The organism is Desulfobacula sp. (assembly GCF_030145145.1).
Classification (GTDB): Bacteria; Desulfobacterota; Desulfobacteria; order Desulfobacterales; family Desulfobacteraceae; genus Desulfobacula.
Window position 1 is genome coordinate 30759 of the sequence record NZ_JAQYWD010000016.1, and the last position, 26040, is coordinate 56798.

Consider the following 26040-nt stretch of genomic DNA (forward strand, 5'->3'; position numbering starts at 1 on the left):
GGAGAATAAAAATTCAAAAGAATTGCATACACCAAAAATTATTGATACTTTTCAAAATTGCAGCACTTGATTCGATTTTTAAAACCTGGAAGAATGAAGAAAACCTGACCGGAACAATTTGATATATTGTTGAGAAATGTCATGAAGCTTATATTGATTGGAGTTAGAAACGAGGATGAAAAAAAAATAAAGACCAGTATTCAGCACTTTTTTCCAGGAATATTTAAAATTTTATCCTTAAAACCACTTGAAAAAAAGCCGCTCATAGAAGCAGATATTAATTATGAAAGCAGTCATTTGATTCTCATGGATGACCAGGTGCTGCCAAAAAATTATAGCGAAGCCAGTCAGCAGATTCGGGACCTGGTTAAACCTTTTCATGCCTCAATGATCCTTCTGGTTGATAAAAAAATGAAATCCAGTTCAAAAAAAATGATCCAGGAGGGGGGGGCAGAATTTCTTGTTAAGCCGTTAGAAAAAATGGCAATCATATCACGGGTGAACACATTCCTGCGCCTGCTCAAAGAGAAGAAAAAAAGAAAAGCCTCTGAAAATCGGTTTTTTCAGGTGGTTGAGAATATGCCCATTATCTTTGCGGATTATACAGACGGCATTGATGCGGTTTATGCAAATAAACTGGGCAGCCAGATCTGGGGAATGAGCCATGATGAGGTGATGAACCCGCCTTCCAAATGGACGGAATCCATCCATCCGGATGACAAGGACTGGGTAATGGCGGCGATTGGTAATTTAAAAAAGGATAATTTATACATCCAATACAGGATCATCCGGCCGGACGGGCAATTAAGGTGGATTGATGATTCTTTCATACCTGTCTTTGATCATCATGGAAACAGAATACGGGTTTTCGGGTTTGGACAGGATATCACCAAACGCAAACTTGCAGAACATTCCTTAAAGAAAAGTGATGAACACTTGAGGTCCTTGATGGAGACTGCAACTGATTTCGCCATTTATCGGCTAATGTTTGATAAAAAAGACCCGTTTCATCCGGAGATTATTTTTGCCAGTCCGTCAATTATGGATATCCTGGGAGCCACGGAAAACGGTCTGGATGTCTGGCTGAATACATTGCATACAGAGGATGCTGAAAGAATAAGGCAGACATTAAGGAAAAAACCGGTTCCCCGGAAAATGGAAGAAACGGTCCGGGTTTTTCACCCGGAACGCCAGGAATGGCTTTGGGTTCAAATCATAGAAAACCATTTGACAGACGAAAAAGGAAATTTGACGTATTCAAATGGTATTATGTTTGATGTCACTGACCGGGTTAAGGCATCCAGCACAATAAAAAAAAGGGATTTGCAACTGGCAAGGCAGACCGCAAAACTGCAGAAACTCAATGATGCACTGTCCATACTGCTGGAACATCAGGAAAAAAAACTTAAGGATATGCAGCATAATATGTCTGAAAGCCTTGATAAACTGGTTGTTCCTTATCTTCAGGATCTGTCGGTTACAGAACTGGATCAGAACCAACAGACCTTTGTGGATATCATTTCATCCAATCTGATCAATATCACTTCCTCTTTTATTAAAACCATGTCATCCTGGAAGAACAGGTTGTCACCCACAGAAATAAGGGTGGCAGACCTGGTAAAAAACGGAAAAAATACCAAGGAGATCGCAGAATTGTTTAACGTATCTCCGGCAGCAATTTCGTTTCACCGCAACAACATCCGGTCCAAATTGGAAATCACCAATGAAAAAGTCAACCTGGCATCTTATCTTCAAAACCTGGGAAGGGATTAATCCACGTTTCAAGGCTTTTATTCTGGTCAGGATGGGGTTTCTTTGCTCGGGACCGGAATGTTATCTTAAACAAGGTCGACATGATGAAAACAAGGACGATATTGATAGGTTAACCCTGTTAATCCCCTAATAATCTTCTCATATTTCATTTCCTACATTCCTTTGTTAAACATTTTATTATCCAGTTACAACGATATGCAGTTATCAAAGGAGAATTCGATGAAGAATGGACAGGGTACAATAAAAATTACGATTAACGGGGCGTTGCACGAATTAATGATTGGCCGGGACATTGAGCCGTCTGAGACCCTTTCTTATTTGCTCAGGGAAAAACTGGGGCTTACCGGGGTAAAAATAGCCTGTGACCAGGGTGCCTGCGGCGCCTGTACTGTTTTGCTGGATGGCAAAGCCGTTTTATCCTGCATGATCCTGGCCATGGCGGCAGACGGCCGTGAAGTGGTCACAGTGGAGGGACTGGGGGATAATGATCCGGTCATTCAGGCATTTGCTGAACAGTCTGAACCCGGGTATGGAACGGCAATGCAGTGCGGATTCTGTACGCCCGGATTTGTCATGGCAACAAAATCACTGCTGAATGAAAATCCCAGTCCGGATCTTGATGAAATAAAACTTGGCCTGTCCGGTAACTTGTGCCGATGCGGATGTTATCCTGCTGTTGCCCGTGCTGTAGAGCGGGTGGTGAATCAGGGGGTCGAATAAATGAGCAGACAATTTGAGCCCAGAAAGCCGAGACAATTTGTCGGGTCCTACCGGCCGAAAATAGAAGGCTATCAAAAGGCTTCCGGTTCGAGTGAATTCCTGGACGATATCGCTTCAGGACTTCGTTTCCCGGGAATGCTTCATGCCAAGGTATTACGGTCCCCCTTTCCCCATGCAATCATAAAAAACCTTGATACAAGTGCTGCCGAAAAAATGCCGGGTGTTCATGTCGTGCTTCGGTATGATGATCCGGAAATTGAAGCACTCAAGCCGACGACCAATTCATGGACAAGCTTTAATACAGCGGCCTATGACACCATGTATTATCCAAATTACAGAGACAGGAAAGTGCTGGGTGCCAAAGCGCACTATTCAGGGGACCAGGTGGGAGCGGTTGTTGCGGCTGAAACCGAAGAAATCGCTTATGACGCATTGAAATCCATGAAAGTGCAATGGGAAGAGCTTGCCTTTGAATTAGACCCGAAAGAGGCCATGAAGAAGGGTGCGCCCGTTATTCATCCGGAAATTGATCCCAAGTCCAATATTCTTCCCTGTGAAGAATTATGCGGGCCGGATGTTTTTCGCGTTCGTGGAGACTTAGACAATGCCTTTGCCAATGCCGACGAAATTGTTGAAGTACAGTCTGATTATCATTTTGCAGATCAGGGGTGTCTGGATACCCGGGGATGTCTCTTAAACTGGCACAAAGATGAACTTACCTGTTGGACAAATCTGTACCAAGCGGACCAGACAAGGATGTACATTGCCCAGATGCTGGATATGAAATTACACAAGGTAAGGGTGATCTGCCCATATATCGGCGGCAGTTTCGGCCGGTCAAATACGGGGGATCAAAGTTATTATATCTTTACCGCCATTGCTGCGCAAAGGGCAAAAAGACCCGTAAAATACAAACATACCCGGCAGGAGGATTTCCACGACACAAGGAATGCCATAGAATGGACCTTGAAGATGTCCGCAACAAAGGACGGAAGTATTACAGGGTGTTATTTTAATGGTATTGGTGATGCAGGTGCTTATTCCGAACATACCATTGCTGCATTAAAATTCATGACCGGCTTTGAAATGGATGAATGCCTTTTACACCATATCCCCAATATGAAAATGGAAGGATATGGTGTTTATACCAACAAAATTCCCAGCGGCTGTAAAAGAGGGATCGGGAACAATCAGCTAAATATGGCCCTGTTTATTGCTGTGGAGCTGATGGCAGAAAAACTGGGTATGGACCCCATTGACCTGGCCATTAAAAATTTCAGCCATGAATGGGAGCCCCCCCCAAATAAAAGCGTGACAGCAGTGCTTCGGGAGGGCGCCCAAAGAATCGGCTGGGAAAAACGACTGCCCACGAACCAGGGCCCTTTGATTGATGGCAGGTGCAAAAAAGGGTTTGGTTTTTCCCTGCATGACGGATGGCATACCGCCTGGCAGGAAGAACCAAGGGGTATGGTACAGCTTGGTCTCAGGCTTAATCCTGATCTGAGTGTTATTCTGGATGCACCCATGGCAGAGACAGGCTGCGGATCAAATTCATGCGCTGTATGGGCCTGTGCCGACCATCTTGGTTTTCTCGGCATTACGCCTGAAGATATCAAATGGGTTGAAAAAGCAGATACCGAAACCGGCCTGAAAGACATGGTTCAGACAGACAGTTCAGTATCCTATCTTCATGCTGAATTAATGCCCGAGGCAGCGGCAAAATTAAAAATTAAAATCCTGGCCATGGCGGCAAAAAAGTTTGAACAATCAATTGAAAATATGGATATTGAAAATGGCCGGGTGTTTGTACGCTCCGATCCAGACAAAAACATGTCGATCAAAGAATTGTTATGGAACGAAACATTGGTGCCCATACCGGTAATGGTTGAAAAGCTGACCCCCCTTGACAAGACCGGTGTCCCTTATGAAGCCACGTTTGCAGAGGTGGATGTCGATATTGAACTGGGTAGAATACATGTAAAAAAAATTGTGCAGTTGAATGACTGCGGGACGGTTATGTACGCCACCGGGGCCGAGGCCCAGCTTATCGGCGGCCAGGCCATGGCGCTGGGGGAAGCGCTTACCGAGGAGATTGTCTATGACAAAACAACCGGTATCCCGTTGAATTTTAACTGGGTGGATTACCTTATCCCCACCATGCTGGATATGCCCGATATCGAACCTGTGGCCATGGAAGTGTGGGAAGGTGCCGGGGAATATGGTGCCTGCGGAATCGGTGAGTCTGTCACCACCTGTACGGCCAGGGCCATTGCCAATGCCGTATATAATGCCACCGGAGCCCGGGTTGACGCAACACCCTTTAAGCCGGAAAAGGTTCTGGCAGCACTTGATGCCGTTGATCGGGCAGGATGCGCTCAAAAAGAGGAGGTGGGAAATTGAAACACTTTGGATATGTTAAAACAACGTCTTTGACCGAGGCCGCTGCCATTCTTTCCGAATATGGCGACAAGGCAAGACCTGTCGCCGGTGGAACCGACATTTACGGCGGCCTTAAAGCGGCCATCCACCCCCAGTATCCCCAGGCGGTTGTGGACCTGAAGACCATTGATGGACTTGCCTATATAGAAGAAAGAAATCAGAATCTGGTATTGGGCGGCATGACCCTGATATGCGACATTGAAAAAAGTCAGGTCATTAAGGCCAAATTTCCCCTTCTGGCTGATGCAGCCCGGTCTGTGGCCTCCCCCCAGATCAGGAACAGTGGTACGGTGGCCGGAAATATCTGCCAGGAACCCAGGTGCTGGTATTATCGCCATCCGGACAATACCTTTAATTGTATCCGCAAAGGCGGCAATTATTGTAATGCTCTCCATGGTGATAACCGGTATCATTCCATCTTTGGGTCCATGCGGGTGGAAAAGACGGCCTGCTCATCTGCCTGTCCTGCCGGAACTGAGATTCCGGCTTACATGGAGATGATCCGGATGGGAAAATTAGATGAGGCAGCGGCGATTCTGCTGGCAAAGAACCCCATGCCGGCGGTTACGGGCCGGGTCTGCCCCCACTTTTGTGAGGACAACTGCAGCCGCTCCCGGGTGGATGAAACGGTTTCCGTAAGGGGGGTGGAACGGTTTTTAGGCGACTATATCCTTGAAAACCATACCCGGACAATGGCAGGCCCAATCGAGTCAACAGGTAAAGCTGTTGCCGTGGTCGGGTCCGGTCCGTCGGGCCTTTCAGCGGCATATTACCTGAGATGTGCCGGTCACAAAGTAGTGGTTTTTGACAAAATGGATAAGCCCGGAGGAATGCTGCGATATGCGATCCCTGATTTCCGGCTGCCGGAAAAAATAATGGATCAACTGACGTCTGCCTTTGTGGATATGGGGATTGAGTTCAAACAACAGACTGAAATCGGTAAGGACCTGCCAATTGAGGAATTGAAGAATAAATTTGATGCCCTTTATCTTGCCGGCGGGACCTGGGCGGCACCCAGCATTGGTATTAAAGGAGAGGACCACACCGTGTCCGGGCTGGATTTCCTGGTGATGCCGGATTCTGAAAAATCTCAAATGCTGGGTAACCATACCATTGTTATCGGTGGTGGAAACGTGGCAGTGGATGCAGCGGTCAGCGCCAAACGGCTGGGAGCAGACACCGTAACCATGATCTGTCTTGAAAAAAGAGAGGAAATGCCGGCTCATCACCAGGAGATTGAACAGGCCATCCAAGAGGGGATAACGCTGCTGACCTCCTGGGGGCCTTCAAGCGTTGGTGTTGAAGGCAGCAGGGTCACCCGCATTGATCTTGTGGCATGTACATCGGTTTTTGATCAGGAGAAGCGGTTTGCACCGATTTTTAATACGGACAAACAAAAAAATTTAAAAGCAGATATGGTTATCATTGCTGTTGGTCAGCAACCGGATGCGGCTTTTCTGGACACAAGCATTAAAACTGACAACGGTTTTATTATTTCAGATCCAGATACCCGGCAAACCAGTGTCAAAGGAATCTACGCCGGTGGTGACGGTGCAGACGGGCCGGCCACTGTTGTCAGTGCTGTGGCAGCTGGACAAAAGGCAGCCCGGTCAATACATCAATACCTTGGATGTGCCGATAAAAATGCCGGGAATGAAAAAAAATTAATGAACCCGTTTAATCCTTCCTGTCTCGACAATTCTTTTGGAGAAAAAGGAATCTTAAAGCCGGTGGAAAACCGGGAAATGGCATTGGAAGACCTTGGCGGTCTCAGCCTGGAACAGGTATCAAGGGAAGCTGCCCGCTGCATGAACTGCGGCTGTGTGGCCGTATCGCCTTCTGACCTTGCCCCGGTTCTTGTCGCCCTTGATGCCGTGATGATTACCACACAACGGACTATTCCGGCAGAAGCATTTTTTACAGCAGGGGTCATGACCTCGACCATACTTGAAAACAATGAACTGGTATCTTCTGTTGTTATCCCTTTTCAGGACAATATCAAGACCGCATATATGAAATTCAGAATCAGGAATGCCATAGATTTTCCCATTGCCGGCGTCGCCGTGGTATTGAAAATAGTCGATGGCCGTATTGAAAAAGCAAGAATTGTTCTGGGAGCCGCTGCGCCCGTACCCATGCGGGTAAGAAAAGCGGAAATGATGCTGGAGGGAAATTCCGTCAAAAATGTAAAAGCAGCAGAAGCGGCCAGTCTGGCTGTGGAAGGGGTTGTCCTGCTGGCACACAATGGGTATAAACAAAAAATAATTAAGGCAATGGTTAAACGGACAATCCTGTCCTCAATTTTATAGCAGGCAATATATAAAATATATCAAAGGAGAAGGAAAATGAAAAAAACTGGATTTGTTTCAGCAGTCGTTGTTGCATTATTGTTTTTATTCGGTCAACTCACGGTTTTTGCCGGAGAAATCAAATGGAAAGCCCAGACCAGCTTCCCCCCCATGGATTCAGGGACTGTTCATCAGGCACAGGGCATGGTTAAAGTTACCAATGAGGCCCTAAAGGGAAAACTGGCCACAACTTTTTTTCAGGTCGGGCAGATTGTACCGGAAGCAGAGATGGGTGCGGCTTTATCCCATGGCGTGTTTGATGCCGCATACATGCCGCCCATGGCACGAACTGAAGCCGGAAATATTGCCTTCGGACTGCCGTTTTCATGGGACAGTTTTGATGATGTAATTGAATTTTACTATGATTACGGATTCCTTGACTGGTTTAGAAAGCATGAAGAAAAATACAATATTTTTGTGGGCTGCCCCCTTCCCTGGGGACCTGTGACCCTGTTCTCGAATTTTCCCGTGAATAAGCTGGAAGATTACAAAGGAAAAAAGATTTGGGCCTGGGGCCTTATGGCCGCGGTCGTAGAGGCGTTTGGAGCAAAACCGGTGATGTTTGACCCGGGTGAAGTTTACATGGCATTGAAACTGGGAACCATTGACGGTGTCCTGTGGGGACCTGCTGAACTGGAAACCGTAAAAATAAAAGAAGTTATCAAATATATCAGTCTGCCGGCTATCCTTGATCCTCTTGTGTTTGACTGGTCCATAAATATGGATTCATGGAAAAAACTATCCCCTGACACACAACAAACGTACGTAAAAGTCATGAAGGAAAATATTCGTCCCATGTATGACAGAATCGCCATAGAAAATAACATTGGGTTTAAAAAGGCAGAAGAATATGGGGTAAAAACCATCCATTTAAGTCCTGAAGAAGCAATACGGCTGAAAAAAGTGGCCCGGGAGACCTGGGACGTTCAAGCAGCCAAAAATCCAGCCAATGCAGAGGCGGTTGCCATGCTTCGAAAATTCCTTGAGGAAAAGGGAAAATAATCAACGAAAACACTGCAGCAGCCGTCCTCCCCTGAATAGGGGAGGATGGCTGCTCATGTTGACAATGGATCAAACATCATGGGATACGGTTTAACCGTAATAATTTAAATCGGATTCTCAAGGAGAGCGGCTAAATGATTTTCGTAAAACAAATGATCGGCATTATTAACACCCTGAACGAAAAAATCGGGCAGGTGTTATGTTTTTCTCTGGTTATTATCATGCTCATTCAAGTTATGGATGTTATTTTAAGGTATGTTTTTAACAATCCGACCATTTGGGCCATGGATACCAATATCATGTTGTTTACAGGGGCAAGCATGCTGGCAGGCGCATATGCCCTGTTACATGATACCCATGTCCGCCTGGATATTTTTCACAGGAACCTGCGCTCCAGACCCAAGGCGATCCTGGATATGATAACCGGTCTTTTGGCCATGACAGCCATCTGTTTTGTCATCTGGAAAGGCTCTGAAAGTTTTTTATGGGCCCTGAAAATGAATCAGCACAGCCACTCCCACTGGGCGCCGCCATTGTGGCCTGTAAAACTCTGCCTTCCATTGGGAGGGGTGTTTTTGCTCCTTCAGTTTATTTCACGCTGGCTGACACAGCTTATATCGCTGTTAGAACCTGAACAGAAAAGAAAGGAATCTTTGAAATGAGTATCGGTCTGATTACGCTCCTGCTTTTTGCCTGCCTGTTTACCCTGCTGCTTCTCGGACTTCAGGTTTCTTTTGCCCTGCTGGTGACCGGCATTATTTTCACGATTGTGTTGTGGGGACCTTCTCATCTTTTTGTCCTTGCATCATCCATGCAGGGCGCTTTGAGTACCGAGGTCTATATTGCGATCCCTTTGTTTATTCTCATGGGAAATATCCTTGCCCATACCGGGATTGCCGATGAACTGTTCCATGCCCTTTATCTCTGGACAGGACGATTAAAAGGGGGGTTGGCCATGGGAACCGTCGCTGCGGGAACCATCCTGGCAGCCATGTGCGGGTCCAGTGAAGCCGGAACTCTGACCGTCGGCCTGATGGCCCTGCCGGCAATGCTCAAAAGGGGATATGATCCCCGTATTGCCATTGGCTCAATTGCATCCGGGGGGCTCCTGGGGTTCTTGATTCCTCCAAGTATTATTGCCATTGTATATGCCGGGATATCAGGTGTGTCCATCGGCAAAATTTATTTTGCCTCCCTGATTCCCGGTGTATTGCTGGCGTCATTGTATATCCTTTATATTGGAATCCGTTCATGGCTCAACCCTGAATTATGCCCTTCCATCCCTGAAGAAGAAGCCCCAAAATGGAATGAAAAGCTGGCAGCACTGGGTAAAATCATCCTGCCGCTTTTGATCATCGTCATTGTAATGGGGGGCATATACGGCGGCATCACCACACCCACAGAGGCATCCGGTATGGGAGCGGCTTCTGCATTTATCGTGGCGATCTTAAAAAGGCGCCTTACGTTCAAGGCTGCCTATGGGGCCATCATTGAAACGTTTAAGCTTCTGGGGATGATCGGCTGGATTATCATGTGCGTTACGGTTTTTTCAAATGTTTACAATGCCCTTGGCGCACCAACCATTATCAATGAAATGATCAGCTATTTTCCAACCGGCGGGTTTGGTGTTATTATTTTTATGCAATTGTCCATATTTTTACTGGGCACATTTATGGATGATTTTGCCCTTCTTTTTTTGACCATGCCCATATTTGTACCGATTATCATCTTTCTTGGGTTTGATCCTGTCTGGTTTGGCGTAATGATTCTGATCAATATGCAATGCGCTTTATTAACACCACCCTATGGATTTAATCTTTTTTACATGCGGGCCATAACGCCGCCGGAGATTGACACAATGACCATATACAGAGGGGTTTTGCCCTTTATTGGCCTCCAGGTTGTGTGTCTTATCCTGGTGATGCTGTTTCCTCAAATTGCCCTGTGGCTGCCCTCAATACTAACTTAAGCTGCTGCTTATTTCTGGCGCGATGTCACTTTTGAATTCCCCAAATTCCGGGGACACCATATTTATCTCTGACCGCATTCTTCAGAATTAAGTATGGTGTCCCCGGAACTACGGAACTAAAAAATCTGTTCACTATACTTCTTCCAGCACTTTGACAGACATTTTTTCAACAAGCGTCTTTGTCTTTTCCCTGTATACAAGCATATGGGGTGAGGATAGATGTGCCATTAAATCCTCTAAGCTGTTCCATTTTTCGATGATTGTGACAACATCACTATTCAACTCCTGAGGGGGCAAGCCTGTAGGGACGTCAATGGTCGGCACATACTCAATACATCCCTTTTCTTCAAGAACCTTTGGAATATTGGATTTAAAAATTTCAACAAAACTGGACAATTGTCCTTCCTTTATTTGTATGGATGCAATTACATTTATCATTTCATCATCTCCTCAATTATTTTTTTATATCTTTCAACTGGTTTTTCAAAATTTCCATTACATTGTTGCCGCTTTTTTTTGCAATCATATGGGCATCATTCACAATTTTTTCTGCATGTGCAGAGATTGCTGCCTCATCGGGTAAAGCAGTGCCGTCTGTTTCATATTTCCAGACAAGAAGTTTTTTAGCAAAAGCAACCTGCTGTTTCCGGATAAATCCATTCTTTCCAAAAATAGCCATTAACCCATGTCTCCCCATAAGAGCAATTTAAAATCTGATTGGTTTCAGCCTATTTGCCGACCATACGTTTAATCATATCAGCCGGGTTGTCTGCCCGCAGTATCACATTCCGGTGAGGGACTTTCAGGAACCCTTCCCGTTCCGCATTGTCCAGCAGGGCATCCAGGGGTGCATAATAATTATTTACATCCAGAAGCCCGAAGGGTTTGGAATGGAACCCCAATAGAGACAGGGTATATATTTCAAAAAATTCCTCAAACGTACCGACACCGCCCGGAAGGGCCACAAACCCGTCAGACAGTTCCGCCATAAGCGCCTTTCTTTCGTGCATGGTGGATACAACGTGAAGTTTTGTCAGGCCGGGATGAAAAATTTCTTTATCCCGTAAAGCCTTGACAGTAACGCCGACCACCTTACCGCCCGATTCCAGGACACTGTCTGCAAGCAGTTTCATGAGGCCTTTATTTGAGCCGCCATATACGCATGTAAGACCGCATGCGGCCAATTCTTTTCCCATTTTTCTGGCTGCCCGGGCATAAACCTGTTCAGCGCCCGGGTTGGAGCCTAAGAAGATACAAATAGAATGCATAATTTTCTCCAAAGTGTGATTTCAAATAAAATGAATTCTTTTATTTCCTCAGGTTCTTTTATCATAAAAAATGATGATTCGATAATAGATACTGCCAGCTCACGGAATAAATAACCGGTAATCACCTGGATATCCGTTCAATGGTGCTTCTCAAAAGCCTTTGGATTTTGGTGACACCTTACTTATCTCTAACCGCATTATTCAGAATTAAGTAAGGTGTTCCCAAAACACCAAAACCTATTCCGCCATAAAAGGATATTCATGCCTCACTGGCGGCACAAAGGTTTCTTTGATGGCCCGGGGAGAGGCCCAGCGCAGCAGGTTGAGCTGGCTGCCGGCCTTATCATTGGTCCCGCTTTTACGCCCCCCTCCAAAGGGTTGCTGGCCCACCACAGCACCTGTGGGCTTGTCATTGATATAAAAATTGCCGGCAGAATGGGTCAGGCGTTGTGTCATGTGGGCAATGGCCTGCCGGTCCTGGGCAAAAACAGCCCCGGTCAATGCATAGGCCGAGGTTGTGTCCAGGATGGTAAGGGTCTGGTCCAGTGCCTTGTCATCATAGACATATACCGTCAGCACCGGCCCGAAAATTTCTTCCACCATGGATTCATAATAGGGATCCTGTGCCAGGATCACGGTGGGCTCAATAAAATATCCCCGGGACTTGTCCCGATCTCCCCCGGCAATGATATCTGCCTTGTCCGAAGCCTCAGCCCGCCTGATGAATCCGTCAATGGTATCAAAGGCCTTTTCGTCAATGACCGCATTTAAAAAAGGCGTATAGGACAGGACACTGCCAGATTTGATCTGTGAAACCTGGGCGGTCAATTTTTCCTGGAAAACCTCCCATTTGGACTGGGGCACATAAAGCCTGGAACAGGCAGAACATTTCTGACCCTGGTATTCAAAGGCTCCCCGGATGGCGGCCGTCACCACCGCATCCATATCTGCCGACGGGTGCATGAAAATATAATCCTTGCCCCCGGTTTCCCCCACGATGCGGGGATAGGATTTATAGCGGGCAATATTCTCTCCGGCTTTCTGCCACAGGGTCTGGAACACACGGGTAGAACCGGTAAAATGGATACCGGCAAGATCCTTGTGGTTCAGGACAATCTTGCCGGTGGCTGACCCGCTGCCCGGGATAAAATTAATCACCCCGTCGGGCAATCCTGCTTCCATGAAAATCTCCATGAGATAAAAGCCTGAAAGAACCGCTGTGGACGCTGGTTTCCACACGATGGTATTGCCCATCATGGCAGGTGCCGTGCACAAATTTCCGGCAATGGCCGTAAAATTAAAGGGAGTCAGGGCAAAAACAAATCCTTCCAACGGCCGATACTCCGTCCTGTTCCATATCCCTCGATCAGAAATGGGCTGGTTGCCATAAATCTCTTCCATGAAATGTACATTGAACCTTAAAAAATCAACCAGTTCACAGGTAGCATCAATCTCAGCCTGGAAGGCATTCTTGGACTGATTGAGCATGGTGGCCGCATTGATCTTATGGGTATATTTCCGGGAAATAAGATCTGCGGCCTTGAGAAAAATAGCGGCCCGATCCTGCCAGGCCATGGCTTCCCAGGCAGGTTTGGCAGCAAGAGCCGCATCAATGGCCAAAAGAATTTCTTTATCACAAGCCTTGCTGAAAGTGCCGAGAACATGACCATGGTCATGGGGGCAGCGGGCAACACCGGTATCCTTGGTATGGATCTTCCGGCCGTTGATGATCAAGGGGATTTCCAGGGTCATCTCCATCTGCCGCGCCAGTTCTTTGTCCAGAAGTTCTCGCTCCGGGCTACCCGGTAAAAAGGTCTTGATGGGTTCGTTATAGGCTGCCGGTAATTTGAATATGCTGTTGTTCATTGTTTTTCTCCATTGCTTTTTCCATTGTCTATCCAATATCTATCCGATGTCTATCCAATGTCAAATTCTATGCCCTGGGCCAGGGGAAGATCACGGCCCCAGTTAATGGTATTGGTCTGACGTCTCATGTAGACCCTCCAGGCATCGGACCCGGATTCCCGGCCCCCGCCGGTCTCCTTTTCGCCGCCAAAGGCCCCGCCGATCTCAGCCCCGGAGGTCCCGATATTGACATTGGCAATGCCGCAGTCTGATCCTTTGTGGGATAAAAACTGCTCCTGGGCGTACATGGACCCGGTAAAGATGGCGCTGGAAAGTCCCTGGGGCACCTGATTATGCAGTTCAATGGCCTGATCCAGGGAATCATAGTCAATGATATAAAGAATAGGGGCAAAGGTCTCCTGCTGGACAACGGGATAATCATTTTTGACCGCCACAATGGCAGGGGTTACATAGAAACCTGTTTCAAACCCTTCAATGGTGACCGGACCGCCGCCATAAAGGATCTGCCCCCCTTGTTCCTGCGCAGCCTTCAGGGCCTGGTCCATGTTGGCAACGGCCTCGGCATCAATGAGGGGTCCCATCAAGGTTTTTTCATCCATGGGGTTACCGATTCGGACCTGCTTGTAGGCATCAATTAACCGGGCAAGAAAAACCTCTCTTACCGAGGACTGGACAATGATCCGCCGGGTGGAGGTACATCGCTGGCCGGCAGTGCCCACGGCCCCGAAAAGTGTTGCCCGGATGGCCATGTCCATGTCGGCATCTTCGGTGACAATAATGGCATTGTTCCCCCCCAATTCCAACAGGGTGCGTCCCAGTCGCTCCCCCACAATGGCCCCCACCCGTTTGCCCATGACCGTACTGCCCGTTGCGGAAATCAAAGGAATTCTGGGATCATTGAGCATGGGCATTCCCACATCCTGTCTTGAACCGATGATCAGGTTAAACACCCCATCAGCCCCGTATTTATCCACCACCGGCGCAATAATGTTCTGGATGGCAATGGCGGTCAAAGGTGTTTTTGAACTGGGTTTAAACAGGCAGACATCCCCACATACCGCTGCCACCAGGGCATTCCATGCCCAGACAGCACAGGGGAAATTAAAGGCAGTGATAATTCCCACCACCCCCAGGGGATGCCATTGTTCATACATCCGATGCAAGGGCCGTTCACTGTGCATGGCCAACCCATAGAGCTGCCGACTCAACCCCACAGCAAAATCAGCAATATCAATCATCTCCTGGACCTCGCCCAGTCCTTCTGCCTTTATTTTCCCGTTTTCAAGGGCGATCAGGGTGCCCAGGGCCTCTTTTTTTTCCCGGAGTTGATTCCCGATTTCCCGGACCATCTCCCCCCTTTTAGGCGCCGGCATCATTTTATAGGAGGCAAATGCTGTGATGGCCTTTTCCATGAGAATATCATAGGCCCCGGCATCTGCCAGGGCAACCCTTGCAATGGGCTGACCGTCTATGGGAGAGTAACTGACAAGCTCCTGGCCTTTGGTCGTAATCCAGCCGTTGATGCTGCCGGTTGTGGCACCCTTATTCACCGTCTCTATCCCCAGTGTTTGCAAAATTTTATTTATTTTTTTCTTTTCCATGGAATTCCTCCTGATTGAGTAACGGCAATATTAAAAATATAGGTCATCCTCATAATATAAACCCTGGGGGTATAAAGTAAAATTCATAATATTCAGACCTCGTGATAAATTGCATTTTAGCAATTACGAGGACACAATTACGGTGAACAATTACGGTGACACCATACTTATCTCTAACCGCATTATTCAGAATTAAGTAAGATGAAAGATGTAGGCCTTGGCATGGAGACGTGTCTGCCGGGTATTGAACGAGACCCGTACACCTGTGTTGAGAAGGGAGAGCATGAATTCTATGGCCACCCTGATCTTTTTCAATGGATTTATAGGCCGAGAATATGAGTTCATTGTACACGGCAATCTGTTTTACAAGCTTGTCACGGTCTTTGATCCGTACCAGGATGCCGGCGAGGTAGTGTTCCATGTAGCGGGCCAGTATGCTGTGGCTTTCTTCGGTGTCCACCCGGGTGGTAATGATGTTAGGTATTTTCCTTTTAAAGCCATACAGCCCAGTCACCGTAGTCAAATGTTCCGCTGCCATGATGCAATTTACCTTCAGTTTGCAACTGCCGAAATGCGTCCCGCATTCTGCCCAAGATCTCAGGTTGAATATTCAATGTGTGATGTGCCGGGGACAACTGCTTCACCGGCAGTGCGGACACCCGCTCCAGAGAGTTGAGGTACGCCACTGGATCGGTGGACGGAAAATAGGCAAATAACGTATCTTTATAAACCAAGTCACCGGTAAAAAGGTAACCGCGCTCCTTTTCCCAAAAACACATATGCCCCGGCGAATGGCCGGGCGTATGAATTATTTGAACAAAACGATCTCCAATATTAATCATTTCATTATCCTTCAGCACTCTTGCCGGCTTACCCTGAAAGAATTCGTATTTGTTTACATCATAACCTTTCGGCAGGTCACAGCGGTCAACGACCATGCCTTTAATCTGCGCCATCGTCAGAGGAAATTCTCCGTTAAGCCAATTCAGTTCATCCTCATGGGCATAAAAGTCTGGAAAGTATTTATGACCGCCAATATGATCCCAGTGAATGTGAGTAGCTACTGCGGTAACCGGTTTGTCAGTTAATTTCATGACTTCTTTATAAATATTACAGATGCCAAGCCCGGTATCAATCAGCAAACTATGTTTAGAACCATTCAAGAGATAACAATGCGTTTCCTCCCAGTGGCGGTACTCGCTTATAATAAAAGTTTCCTTGTCGATTTGATCTATTGTAAACCAATCATTCATTTGACTTCATCTTCAATTTTTATTTTTAAATTTCGTTTGGCTCTTTATTTAGCGCCTATGTGCCTAATTACAGGAACACCATATTTATCTCTATCTGCATTATTCAGAATTAAATAAGGCGTCCCCAGAACTCAGAACTCCAGAACTCCCAAATCCAGCGTCCATTATTTCATGTTCCATTTTGGGAAAATGCAATTTTCCACCGCTGTTTTGGATTATCGAAACGAATCTTATCACAAAGGAATTCATCAGGATCATAGGGATAATAATTCTTTGCATGCCCTTTAAGCCATTCGACATACTCTTCAAATTCATCATGGTCAGGGTTTTGCAAAATATCAATAACCCGGTAATAACCGTCAACACTTCCACAGTCTTCTGGGGGACAAGCGCGTTCACCAGCCAAGCATATCGGATATTTAGTGCCTTTTGTTTTGAGAAGTATCGCTTCAAATAAGACCTCGTGGAACCACCCATCACCGAAATCATATTCGTATTCAGCAATCTGCCCGGGTTCAGTAAAATGATCAACAATTGGAACTTTCCAACCAGGAATTATCTCATCACCATCCCAATCATCTGCAGGAATACCGATTTCAATGAATTTTCTTTTATGTTTTGGACGTATGCGAAATGCGTGCAAATGATAATCCAACCATCCCATCGCGTCTTGAATGGCTACATGAAGGTCCCAGAAACTATATTTAGCCGGCACCTGTATTCTTCTCCAAATACACGGTTCTATTTCGGAAAGAGAAATCTTAAATTGATAAACCAGATGGTTTTTGTTTTTACTCATGTCTATTCCCCTTGGGCCAACGCCGCAAACCGGCGGGCCTGATATAGTGTCAGCCTTGTCCCCTCGATATGTGTTGTGTGATGAACTTTTTTGAGCAAGGCCTGGTTTCCCATTTCCCGAACCCAATCATCGGAAAGACGAGCAGCTTCCAGGAAACCCCTTGCCCGTTCAACCTGAGTTATGGCCGTTGTTATTTGGGTGATTATGGTGAATTTTGGGTTAAATGGGTTCATGAGTATCTCTATATCATATGCCGGTAAAATATCAAATCTTCAATCTTTGAGGTTGCCAGGCGGTTTCAAGCCTGACATTTTTAGCATAGGCTAAGATAAAAAGGAACTTGGATCATCCCACAGCCAAGCGCCGGGTAGTCCGGATCAATCGTGCCGACATGGGATATTTCAAACGCCACACAATGGACATGGGCCGATTCTCCGTGTGATGGACATAGGTTGCCGGCCCAAGGAAATAATAGGGGCAGGCAAGCGAGTTGAACCTTTTCTGTTCCCTCACAAACAGCAATATCTGATGACCCTGTTTCTCGTGGTGGATGTATCGCTGCCCCGTGGTGAAACTCATCCACCACAATATAGTCAAAAAAATCCGGTGGTACCTGGTCCCAAAGCGCTCTTGCGTTGAGGGTCTGCACCGAGACAAAGAGTTGCTCCAGATGGTCAGGCCTGTGGTTGCCCACCCACAACTCTCCAAAGTTGTTGTCCCGTAAAATATTTCGAAACACCCACCGGGATTGAACAAGTATCTCCTCCCGATGGGCCACAAAAAGTATTCGCGTTTGTTGGGGACGGTCAAAGGAGTGTTTGAAATCAAAGGCCGCAATGATGGTCTTGCCCGTGCCTGTGGCTGCCACCACCAAATTTCTGCACCGATGGTGCAACGCTCTTTCCGCTTTCAGGGTGTCCAGAATTTCCTGTTGATAGGTATAGGGGACAATATTGAAAAAGGAGAGTTCTTGATCTGCTGTGAATGCCCCACCTCCCCGTTCCTGGTTCAGGGCTCGGTCCAGGCGCGGCAAAGATTCCAGGGAGACGGGTTCGAACTCCCGGGAGCGCAGATAGGTCTCAAAGGTGGCATTGATCTTTTCCCAGAGATGTCCTGATTCCTGCTGGCACAATTTTACATTCCACTCCAGACCATCGGCATGAAGCATTTCCTGCTTGAGCTGGGAGACCAGGGAGGGATCACCAGATGTGGCCGTGAGTAATGCCCCCACGGACAGCGGTGTTTCCGGCCTGGGGGAATTGGTAAGGGCTGGATCAAGGACTTGCAGCAGACGTCTGCCATCTATATCAATGTGTCCATGGCCATCCTGATCTTTTTCAATGGATTTACAGGCCGAGGAGATGAGTTTATTGCACACGGTAATCTGTTTTGCAAGCTTGTCACGGCCTTTGACCCGGGCCAGGATGCCGGCGAGGTAGTGTTCCATATAGCGGGCCAGGATGCCGTGGCTTTCTTCGGTGTCCACCCGGGTGGTGATGCTTTGGAGCCCATTATCCAGTTTGTCCAGTTCCTGCTTCAGCGCCTGGGTGATCAGTTGTTCGTATAATCCGGGTTGGATGGCCATGAGTTAATTTCCTGAAATATTCTGTACAATATATTCCGTTTATGAACATAAACATCTACGGCTTGCAGCCGTCAACATGTTTTTGTTAGATTTGAGGAAACTTAAAAAAGTATCTTCATTGAAAATAAAAATTTTACAACGACTTAAAAAGCGGCTAACAGAAAATTAGAAATACGTGATATAGAGTAATGGGTCTCTTTTCTGTACTTCGATGATGTTTTGAACGAAAACAATGGCCAAGCTCACTAATGATTGTAATATTTGTCCAGTTACCATCCGAGCAAACTTGAATTATTCCAGGCTCTTTTTCGAATTTCTTTTGAGCCTTTTCAGCCCAAGATTTAGGAGTACCCGATTGAACATAACCAATCATTCCGGCCTCAAGGTTGTCACGAGCATAGTTTTCTGAAAGAAATTCTCCAAGACCTGCTGAGCCGAGATATTTACCAATCGGATGGGTGTTGGAACAAAGACGTTTGGCTTCAAAGGGGTAACGGTGACGAGGACCGTGACAGACCCACTCAAATTCAATATCAATTCTCTTTCGTCTCTTACCTCTTCGACCTGGTTCATTAATCATTGGGTCTTCATGGACAGCAAAAGAACTTACCCATGGTGGAGATTCTCTGTCTTCAAGTATTTCATTGATCTTTCTTACAATTTCCCCGGTAATATCCTCTTCCTCCAGATCTCTCTATTTTGAATGCTATTCGCCCCAAAATCATATTTCATTTGAATTGATTAGTAACAAATATCTATAATTCCTATAAAGCGATATTAAACTTAAATGATATGGAGTAATCGATACGCAAATAGTTAAAATTTTATACATCTGCCGTATTCATTTTAAAGGGTATCAGTTGTAGCAAATTCATGCAGGACAGAACCTGCTGACTGTTAATTTCTGAAATTTCCTTGACCAATTACAATACGATGCTGTATGGATTTGTGTGATTAAAAATGACTATTTCATTTTTCAAGTTAACCGGTCGCAAATGAGGGCTTCTGTTCTTTAGCATGATAAAGAACATTGATTATTCTTATGTTCGAAAACACATTCACTAAAGCAAGACAAGACATACACGACTGGATTAAGCGATGCCTTGTGGGCCCTTTTTATGACGCTGACGAACAATTAAATGAAATACGACCCTCGCTCCTGTATTCCTGCGGCATATTGTACGGGCATATGGAAGACCCGGACAATGACGTATTCGCAACCGATGATGAGGATGAAGATGAACTGCCCGTGTTTGGCGTGGAGGAGGGCCCTGCCCCAGCCAATAGTGCCAAAAAAGCATCTTCCATCTGTCGGTATCGACCGCCTTCAGCCGTGGGACTCAGCTTTTTTGTTGACAAAGAGATTACCCTGGACGTCATTCTCAAAGCGGCCAGATATACCAACAAGACCGGAAACATCTGGAAACGCTACCCGTTGCCCGATGACACACCGGATCATCAGGACATCATCACCCTGAAACCGCCGGAGAATGACCAGCAGTTTGATGATACGGTTCCCATACCGATTCTGCACCATACAGACCTTGAACAGGACCATAAGCCGTCTGCCAGACTCCATGTAAAATGGCGGCCCTATCCCACGGCAGCGCCTGACGGGTATATTGTGACGATTTCTGTTGTCAACACGGCGGTTGCCCGAAGAATTGACCCGAGAGAATGGGAGAAAACCCATCTGTTCCAATTGTCTTTTGAGTGTCATGTTCAGGCCGGACAGGTCCGTCCCTATCCGGGAAATGAAATTGATACCATGGCCCGGGAAGACAAAGAATTTGAATTGCTTTACGCTGACAAGACCGTTTATGCCATCGGACATGGGGTTTCCCCGGACTGGTCGGAAAAAAATGGCAGCGTCACCTCAATTACCGCATCTTTTATTCCCGCCTATGAAGTGCCGTTGATGAAGACAGAGGTCCCTGAAATTGACAGCAAGGCCCTTCAATTGTCGCGCCTTGCGCAAATTCAGCAGCATCCGGACACCATCCAGAAAAGGTTGACTGGTTTTACAAAAACCTATGAGAACTGGGTAGACGACCTCTGGAAGGCATCCATATGCCTGTCCCCGGAGCAGCGGACGGTTGCCGGCACCATGCTAAAACGGCTTGAAAAAACAGCGGACAGAATGAACCAGGGAATCATTTGCCTGAAAGACCCCATGGTGGCCCGGGCCTTTGCCTTTGCCCATGACGCCATGCTGGCCTATATGAAAACGCGCAAGGTAGAAAACCCCCTGTGGCGCCCGTTTCAGCTGGGGTTTCTCCTGCAGACCCTGCCCTCGTTAATCGATGAAAACAATCCGGACCGGGACCTGGTGGATCTGCTGTGGTTCCAGACCGGCGGCGGAAAAACAGAAGCCTATCTGGCCATCATCGCCTTTCTGGTGACCCACCGACGCATGCGGTTTCCCGGGACCGGAGCCGGAACCACCGTGATCATGCGATATACCTTAAGGCTTTTGACCATACAGCAATTTCAGCGGGCATCCATTGTCATGTGCGCCCTTGAGCTCCTGCGCCGGAAAAACCCCCAGGTGCTGGGGTCAGAACCCATAACCGCCGGGTTGTGGGTGGGGGGCGCCAGTTCCCCCAACCGGTTTAAAGATGCCCGGAACATACTGGATGATGCCTTACAAAGCCATGGCGCAGGCCTTGAGAAACTGGTTGTCACAGACTGTCCCTGGTGCGGGGAACGACTCGCCTTAGACCAAAATCCGGCGAAATCGGGATTTGTCTCAAATCAAGGACAGTTTCATTTTTGCTGTACCAATCGCCGCTGTGATTTTGGGGGCAGCGACAACCCGGTGCTGCCGGTGAATGTGGTGGATGAACACCTGTATACCCATCCGCCCACCCTGCTGCTGGCCACCATTGACAAATTTGCCATGTTTGCCTGGAATACGGATACCACGATTTTTCTGGGCAACGCCTCCCGGGGAAAAGGCCCGTTTCGGCCGCCGGATTTGATCATCCAGGATGAACTGCACCTCATCGCAGGAGAGCTTGGCACCATTGCCGGGGTATATGAAGCCGGGTTTGATACGGTCTTGAAACTCAAAGACCACTCCCCCAAATATATTGCCTCCACGGCCACCATCCGCAATGCCAGGGAACAGGTAAAAAAACTCTATGCCCGGGAGGTGAGCATTTTCCCGTCACCGGGACTCAACTGGAGCGATTCTTTTTTTGCCCGGGTGGACAGGGAAAAACCGGGCCGCTTATACCTGGGCTATTATTCTCCGGGATTTAAACGGACGGAATCCTTTGCCCCTTTGGGTGCGGCCCTCTTGTTATCGCCGTCCCTGTGGAATGATGCCGATGAAAGCATCCAGGATGCCTGGTGGACCCTGGTGGCCTATCATGGCAGTTTGAGAGGACTTGGCATCACCCATAATTTAATTGGGGATGATGTCAGAAAATACCTGGAATTGTTTGTCCGCCGATTGCTGGATGGCGAACAGGGTCGAACCGATGCCCTGGCCCGGGGATTTAATGCGTTCTGTAAAAAGTTTAAGGTCTCCAGGAATGAGGACGACTGGGAAAGAAAGATAATTGACGGGTTTTTAACCCACAGGCGGCTCTACACGGAAAGCGGTATTGCGGAATTGACCAGCAATCGAAACGCCAATGAAATCAGGCGATACCTGGGGGATCTGGAGATCCCGTATTCCGGGGAAAACAATCAGGCCATTTCCGTTCTTTTGTGCACCAATATGGTGTCGGTGGGGTTGGATATCTCCCGGCTGGGATTAATGGTCATCAATGGCCAGCCCTTTACAACCGGCGAATATATCCAGGCCGGCAGCCGGGTGGGACGAAACAATGTTCCCGGCATTGTGGTGGCCCATTATTTCCGCAATCATGCCCGGGATATGTCCCATTTTGAAAATTTTAAAGCCTATCATCAATCTTTTTACCGGTTTGTTGAACCCACCAGTTTAACCCCGTTTTCATCCCCGGCCCGGAAAAGGGCCCTGCATGCAGCCCTGGTCATTGTCATGCGCCATGGGGCCGGTCTCCTGGGGAACCATATGGCGGACCGCATCAATCTTAAAGATGACAAGATCCAGCATGCGGCTGCCTGCTTTGCCCAGCGCTGCAGGCTGGCATCACCGGATAAGGGGGATAAAACCCAGGCCCACATTGACAATTTATTGTATGAGTGGCAGGACATGAGCGGCGGCGATGGACTGTTCAAGGAAAAACTCCAGTATCAAAGCCATTCAAAGGACAGCAAACCCTTGTTAAAACGGCACAATGAGAAAAAAATGGACCGCCCGGATGATGACAGCTGGGTGACCCTGCAATCCATGCGGCAGGTGGATGATGAATGCGGGATTCGGTTTATGGGGCCCCGGTAATGGTTATTTCAGGCAGGCAATGGAATGGATAAGACCACCATCACAGTAGGGCAGACCAAAACCATTGGCATGTGCTCGGTGGGGGCAATCTGCCGGGCCGGCAGCGAATGCTTTGTGCCCTGCGACATCCGTTTCTGGACCGACAGACAGGGAAATCCTCTGGGACAGCCCATCTCCATCGTGCGGGAACATTTAAAGATCTGGCTCAAACACAAAGGGTTTCAAGATGTTGAGCTGTTAAAACCCCCGACCCTGACCCAGGTGAACAACAAACGCCTGGGCAATCGCATCCCGGCCGTGCGGTTTCCGTCCTGGATGGTGTGCCAGCGCTGTGGCCGGCTCCATTACCTGCCCTGGCTGGGAAAAAAAATCGACTCCGTGGAAGCGTTGACGTGTGATGCAACATCTTCAGGGAAAAGCTGTAATGGTAAACTTGAATTTGTCACCTGGGTCCTGGTATCGGGTGAAGGCTATCTGGATGATCTGCCCTGGGCAGACATGGCCCATTATGACGAAAAAGCGAATAGACATTGCAGTGCCAAAGATCACCTGATCTTGTCCAGAGATCCCCAGGGCCGGTTGACCCTTAGATGTAAGGCCTGTGGGTCTCCCCCCTACAATTTAAGCGGCCTGAGAAATAAAGACTTTTTCGTCAACCGGATCCAGACCATGCGCAGCCAGCCATGGCTGCTGGAAAGAAAACCCATAGAGTCTGACCCGCCCGTGGCCATGCCCTTAACCGATGCCCGTATCCATTTTTCAGACATTGCTTCAGCATTGGATATTCCGCCGGAATCCCGGATCAATGAACGCGATATCCGGGCAAAAATCAGACAGCATGATGATTATCCCGTGGTCAAAGACCTGGGAGCCCGTGACACAAGACAGATAAAACGCCTGCTCAAGAAAATGGCCCGACAGTTTCACCTCACCGGGGATGAGGTGAAAAAAGCCCTAACGGATCTCAAGGCGGGATGGCCCCACTATGGAACCCCAACCGGTGCGGTCACCAGTGAAAATGAGATGCTGGCAGCAGAGTATAAGGCCATCTGCACTGAGTACAAAGACATCCAGGAACATGAACGCTTTATCACCGATCATCAGACCGCTCAATGGAAGGATTACCTTGAATCCACGGACATGACCGAAAAAAACGCGACCATTGGCAGTGCCATTGAACGATTAATTATCATCAACCGATTAAGGGAAATCCAGGTGTTCTGCGGATTTACCCGGCAGGTGGGCACACAGGGGGCGTTGATCGGCCCTGCCCTGGGCGAAGAAACCACCTGGCTTCCCGCGTGTGAACTCTATGGGGAAGGCATCTTCTTCTCCCTGGATGAAAAAAAGCTGAAGGCATGGGAAGCAGATCCCTTGTGTATTGAACGCTCAACGATATTGGAAAAAAGGCTTAAAACCTCGGGGTTTGTTAAACGACAGGTGACCGTCTCTGCCCGGTTCATTCTTTTACATACCCTGGCCCACCAGATCATAAGGGAACTGGAATTTACCTCCGGTTATCCCATATCGTCCATAAAAGAAAAAATCTTTTGCAGTGACGCTATGAATGGTATTCTCATCTATGTGGCCGTTCCCAATAAAATGGGCTCGCTGGGGGGATTGAGTGAACATGGACAGCCCGACAGTTTTTTTAAACTGTGGATTAAGGCCATGGCAAAAGCCGAACACTGCACCTATGATCCCATCTGTGCCGAGCATGAGGGACAGGGCCCTGACCAGTTAAACCGGGCCGCCTGCCATGGCTGTTCCCTGTTACCGGAGGTCAGCTGCATCTATAACAACTGCCTCCTGGACCGGCAGTTTATCATGGGCGCCGGCGGCCACCACATGACAGGATTTATTCCTTTTATACAGAACATTTAGGCTGAAAGTGATGCCATGAAAAAGGATTTCCGGCTTCCCACATACGAAGAATTGAGTAAAGAACAGGACAGGGTTCTGCGGCGAACGCAATTAAAAAACCGGTCCATTGTTTATGGGGCCCCCGGCACAGGCAAAACCGTCATCTTTCTTATTCTGGCCGACCGGTTAAACCGGAACAAACAAGCGTGTCTGTGTCTTTTGTACAATCGAATTCTGGAAAAAATGTCCCACAGCCTGGCCGATGATATTAACATCAAAACCTGGCACTCCTGGTTCTGGCATTTTTTCCTTCGTCAGTTCAACCATACCCCGCCGGAGATTAAAAAATTTGAATATGACTGGGACGGGGTCATGGATCGGGTGGACCAAGCCGATCCGGACGTTGATACCCATACGTTTTTGTTAATTGATGAGGGACAGGATATGCCCCCCGGGTTCTATGAATTCATGGATGAAACCTTTCAACATATCATTGTCTCGGCTGATGAAAACCAGCAGCTGGCTGACATGAATTCATCCATCAAGCAGATCAGAGAACGGTTGGATATTCAACCGGACCACTGCTTTTTACTGACTAAAAATTATCGAAATACCCGGCAAATCGCTCTTTTAGCCGAACACTTTTATTGCGCCACCACTGCTGATCCCCCAAAGCTGCCGGAAAAAAACGGTGAAATCCCCTTGCTGGTCGAATATACGGATTTAGCAATCATGATCCAGCGTATCGCCCTTCGGCACAAAACCCATCCGGATCATTTGATCGGGATTCTGGCACCCAACAACACGGTCAGGGCAAATTACTTCGATCAACTGGCGCAACTGGGGATTTTTTCCCTGTACACCTATGCAAACCAGTTGGGCAACAAAAACAAACCCATTGCCTTTGACCGGGGCGGTATTGTTGTGATCAATTCAAAAAGTGCAAAGGGCCTGGAATTTGACGATGTTTTCATTGTTGAACTAGACAAATTTCTCCTGGCGGGTCCCCGGGATGAACGATTCAGAAAAGAGATGTATGTGTTGATTTCCAGGGCCAGGGAACGCCTTTTTTTCCTGATGGATGCCACCCTCCCCGGCACCATCACTAAAAAAATCCTGGATGAATTCCCGGACGATACGCGGGTATTAAAAACATGGCAGCAACACCAAGAGGAGTAA

General features: G+C 47.6%; 20 protein-coding genes. 10 read left to right on the forward strand and 10 right to left on the reverse strand.

The features are described from left to right. The first annotated feature begins 141 nt into the window (after nt 1-141). From Q1Q15_RS10695 to Q1Q15_RS10725, 7 genes are all read left to right on the forward strand, one after another. The gene (locus tag Q1Q15_RS10695; RefSeq protein WP_300459431.1) at nt 142-1773 is read left to right on the forward strand and encodes a PAS domain-containing protein; all 1632 of its coding nucleotides are present in this window, start codon (nt 142-144) and stop codon (nt 1771-1773) included. Between the two features lie 219 nt (nt 1774-1992). After that, entirely contained in the window at nt 1993-2493 is a 501-nt protein-coding gene (locus Q1Q15_RS10700; protein WP_300459434.1) for a 2Fe-2S iron-sulfur cluster-binding protein, read from the forward strand. Next, nucleotides 2494-4893 (forward strand): xanthine dehydrogenase family protein molybdopterin-binding subunit, encoded by a 2400-nt coding sequence (locus Q1Q15_RS10705; RefSeq protein WP_300459437.1) that lies wholly within the window; start codon nt 2494-2496, stop codon nt 4891-4893. Continuing rightward, nucleotides 4890-7241 carry an FAD binding domain-containing protein gene (locus tag Q1Q15_RS10710; RefSeq protein ID WP_300459440.1) on the forward strand — a complete coding sequence of 784 codons (2352 nt, stop codon included), beginning with the start codon at nt 4890-4892 and terminating at the stop codon, nt 7239-7241. The genes Q1Q15_RS10705 and Q1Q15_RS10710 overlap by 4 nt, the downstream gene beginning before the upstream one ends. 36 nt (nt 7242-7277) lie before the next feature. After that, nucleotides 7278-8282: a TRAP transporter substrate-binding protein DctP gene (gene dctP / locus Q1Q15_RS10715; protein WP_300459443.1), complete on the forward strand. Its 1005-nt coding sequence runs from the start codon at nt 7278-7280 to the stop codon at nt 8280-8282. 134 nt (nt 8283-8416) lie between these two features. Beyond that, nucleotides 8417-8944 carry a TRAP transporter small permease subunit gene (locus tag Q1Q15_RS10720; protein WP_300459445.1) on the forward strand — a complete coding sequence of 176 codons (528 nt, stop codon included), beginning with the start codon at nt 8417-8419 and terminating at the stop codon, nt 8942-8944. Continuing rightward, nucleotides 8941-10251 (forward strand): TRAP transporter large permease subunit, encoded by a 1311-nt coding sequence (locus Q1Q15_RS10725; RefSeq protein WP_300459448.1) that lies wholly within the window; start codon nt 8941-8943, stop codon nt 10249-10251. Before Q1Q15_RS10720 ends, Q1Q15_RS10725 begins: the two co-directional genes overlap by 4 nt. Nucleotides 10252-10383: 132 nt before the next feature. Here the strand turns inward: Q1Q15_RS10725 and Q1Q15_RS10730 are convergent, their stop codons facing one another. The 10 genes from Q1Q15_RS10730 to Q1Q15_RS10775 all read right to left on the reverse strand — a co-directional run bounded on the left by Q1Q15_RS10730 (nt 10384) and on the right by Q1Q15_RS10775 (nt 19203). After that, nucleotides 10384-10689, reverse strand: coding sequence for a putative quinol monooxygenase (locus Q1Q15_RS10730; protein ID WP_300459450.1), 306 nt, complete (start codon nt 10687-10689; stop codon nt 10384-10386). A gap of 16 nt (nt 10690-10705) precedes the next feature. Further along, nucleotides 10706-10930, reverse strand: coding sequence for a hypothetical protein (locus Q1Q15_RS10735; RefSeq protein WP_300459453.1), 225 nt, complete (start codon nt 10928-10930; stop codon nt 10706-10708). Between the two features lie 49 nt (nt 10931-10979). Further along, entirely contained in the window at nt 10980-11519 is a 540-nt protein-coding gene (locus tag Q1Q15_RS10740) for a TIGR00730 family Rossman fold protein (RefSeq protein WP_300459456.1), read from the reverse strand. A gap of 237 nt (nt 11520-11756) precedes the next feature. Then, a complete protein-coding gene (gene pruA / locus Q1Q15_RS10745) occupies nt 11757-13385 on the reverse strand; it encodes an L-glutamate gamma-semialdehyde dehydrogenase (protein ID WP_300459459.1) in 1629 nt (542 codons plus the stop codon). A gap of 50 nt (nt 13386-13435) precedes the next feature. Beyond that, the gene (locus Q1Q15_RS10750; protein WP_300459462.1) at nt 13436-14986 is read right to left on the reverse strand and encodes an aldehyde dehydrogenase family protein; all 1551 of its coding nucleotides are present in this window, start codon (nt 14984-14986) and stop codon (nt 13436-13438) included. 491 nt (nt 14987-15477) lie between these two features. Further along, nucleotides 15478-16239, reverse strand: coding sequence for an MBL fold metallo-hydrolase (locus Q1Q15_RS10755; RefSeq protein WP_300459464.1), 762 nt, complete (start codon nt 16237-16239; stop codon nt 15478-15480). 169 nt (nt 16240-16408) lie between these two features. Continuing rightward, nucleotides 16409-17038, reverse strand: a complete 630-nt coding sequence (locus tag Q1Q15_RS10760; RefSeq protein WP_300459466.1) for a plasmid pRiA4b ORF-3 family protein — start codon at nt 17036-17038, stop codon at nt 16409-16411. A 2-nt stretch (nt 17039-17040) separates the two neighbouring features. After that, nucleotides 17041-17271 carry a hypothetical protein gene (locus Q1Q15_RS10765; RefSeq protein ID WP_300459469.1) on the reverse strand — a complete coding sequence of 77 codons (231 nt, stop codon included), beginning with the start codon at nt 17269-17271 and terminating at the stop codon, nt 17041-17043. Between the two features lie 80 nt (nt 17272-17351). Next, nucleotides 17352-18623: a DEAD/DEAH box helicase family protein gene (locus Q1Q15_RS10770; protein ID WP_300459472.1), complete on the reverse strand. Its 1272-nt coding sequence runs from the start codon at nt 18621-18623 to the stop codon at nt 17352-17354. Between the two features lie 154 nt (nt 18624-18777). Next, nucleotides 18778-19203: a hypothetical protein gene (locus Q1Q15_RS10775; protein ID WP_300459474.1), complete on the reverse strand. Its 426-nt coding sequence runs from the start codon at nt 19201-19203 to the stop codon at nt 18778-18780. 462 nt (nt 19204-19665) lie between these two features. On the opposite strand from Q1Q15_RS10775, the gene Q1Q15_RS10780 reads away from it, so the two are divergent. The 3 genes from Q1Q15_RS10780 to Q1Q15_RS10790 are packed head-to-tail and all read left to right on the forward strand — an operon-like array spanning nt 19666 to nt 26040. Then, nucleotides 19666-22998, forward strand: a complete 3333-nt coding sequence (locus tag Q1Q15_RS10780) for a helicase-related protein (protein ID WP_300459477.1) — start codon at nt 19666-19668, stop codon at nt 22996-22998. Between the two features lie 24 nt (nt 22999-23022). Next, nucleotides 23023-24882 carry a DrmB family protein gene (gene drmB / locus Q1Q15_RS10785; protein WP_300459479.1) on the forward strand — a complete coding sequence of 620 codons (1860 nt, stop codon included), beginning with the start codon at nt 23023-23025 and terminating at the stop codon, nt 24880-24882. Nucleotides 24883-24897: 15 nt separating this feature from the next. Then, nucleotides 24898-26040 (forward strand): AAA family ATPase, encoded by a 1143-nt coding sequence (locus Q1Q15_RS10790; RefSeq protein ID WP_300459481.1) that lies wholly within the window; start codon nt 24898-24900, stop codon nt 26038-26040.

Excerpts from the sequence above, each read along its gene's own strand:
- Q1Q15_RS10740 (WP_300459456.1), bottom strand. The coding sequence starts at position 11,519 with ATGCATTCTATTTGTATCTTCTTAGGCTCCAACCCGGGCGCTGAACAG.
- Q1Q15_RS10755 (WP_300459464.1), bottom strand. The coding sequence starts at position 16,239 with ATGAATGATTGGTTTACAATAGATCAAATCGACAAGGAAACTTTTATT.
- Q1Q15_RS10735 (WP_300459453.1), bottom strand. The coding sequence starts at position 10,930 with ATGGCTATTTTTGGAAAGAATGGATTTATCCGGAAACAGCAGGTTGCT.
- dctP (WP_300459443.1), top strand. The coding sequence starts at position 7,278 with ATGAAAAAAACTGGATTTGTTTCAGCAGTCGTTGTTGCATTATTGTTT.
- Q1Q15_RS10770 (WP_300459472.1), bottom strand. The coding sequence starts at position 18,623 with ATGGCCATCCAACCCGGATTATACGAACAACTGATCACCCAGGCGCTG.
- Q1Q15_RS10765 (WP_300459469.1), bottom strand. The coding sequence starts at position 17,271 with ATGAACCCATTTAACCCAAAATTCACCATAATCACCCAAATAACAACG.
- Q1Q15_RS10725 (WP_300459448.1), top strand. The coding sequence starts at position 8,941 with ATGAGTATCGGTCTGATTACGCTCCTGCTTTTTGCCTGCCTGTTTACC.
- pruA (WP_300459459.1), bottom strand. The coding sequence starts at position 13,385 with ATGAACAACAGCATATTCAAATTACCGGCAGCCTATAACGAACCCATC.
- Q1Q15_RS10695 (WP_300459431.1), top strand. The coding sequence starts at position 142 with ATGAAGCTTATATTGATTGGAGTTAGAAACGAGGATGAAAAAAAAATA.
- Q1Q15_RS10775 (WP_300459474.1), bottom strand. The coding sequence starts at position 19,203 with ATGATTAATGAACCAGGTCGAAGAGGTAAGAGACGAAAGAGAATTGAT.
- Q1Q15_RS10760 (WP_300459466.1), bottom strand. The coding sequence starts at position 17,038 with ATGAGTAAAAACAAAAACCATCTGGTTTATCAATTTAAGATTTCTCTT.
- Q1Q15_RS10780 (WP_300459477.1), top strand. The coding sequence starts at position 19,666 with ATGTTCGAAAACACATTCACTAAAGCAAGACAAGACATACACGACTGG.
- Q1Q15_RS10720 (WP_300459445.1), top strand. The coding sequence starts at position 8,417 with ATGATTTTCGTAAAACAAATGATCGGCATTATTAACACCCTGAACGAA.
- Q1Q15_RS10750 (WP_300459462.1), bottom strand. The coding sequence starts at position 14,986 with ATGGAAAAGAAAAAAATAAATAAAATTTTGCAAACACTGGGGATAGAG.
- Q1Q15_RS10730 (WP_300459450.1), bottom strand. The coding sequence starts at position 10,689 with ATGATAAATGTAATTGCATCCATACAAATAAAGGAAGGACAATTGTCC.
- Q1Q15_RS10700 (WP_300459434.1), top strand. The coding sequence starts at position 1,993 with ATGAAGAATGGACAGGGTACAATAAAAATTACGATTAACGGGGCGTTG.
- Q1Q15_RS10790 (WP_300459481.1), top strand. The coding sequence starts at position 24,898 with ATGAAAAAGGATTTCCGGCTTCCCACATACGAAGAATTGAGTAAAGAA.
- Q1Q15_RS10705 (WP_300459437.1), top strand. The coding sequence starts at position 2,494 with ATGAGCAGACAATTTGAGCCCAGAAAGCCGAGACAATTTGTCGGGTCC.
- drmB (WP_300459479.1), top strand. The coding sequence starts at position 23,023 with ATGGATAAGACCACCATCACAGTAGGGCAGACCAAAACCATTGGCATG.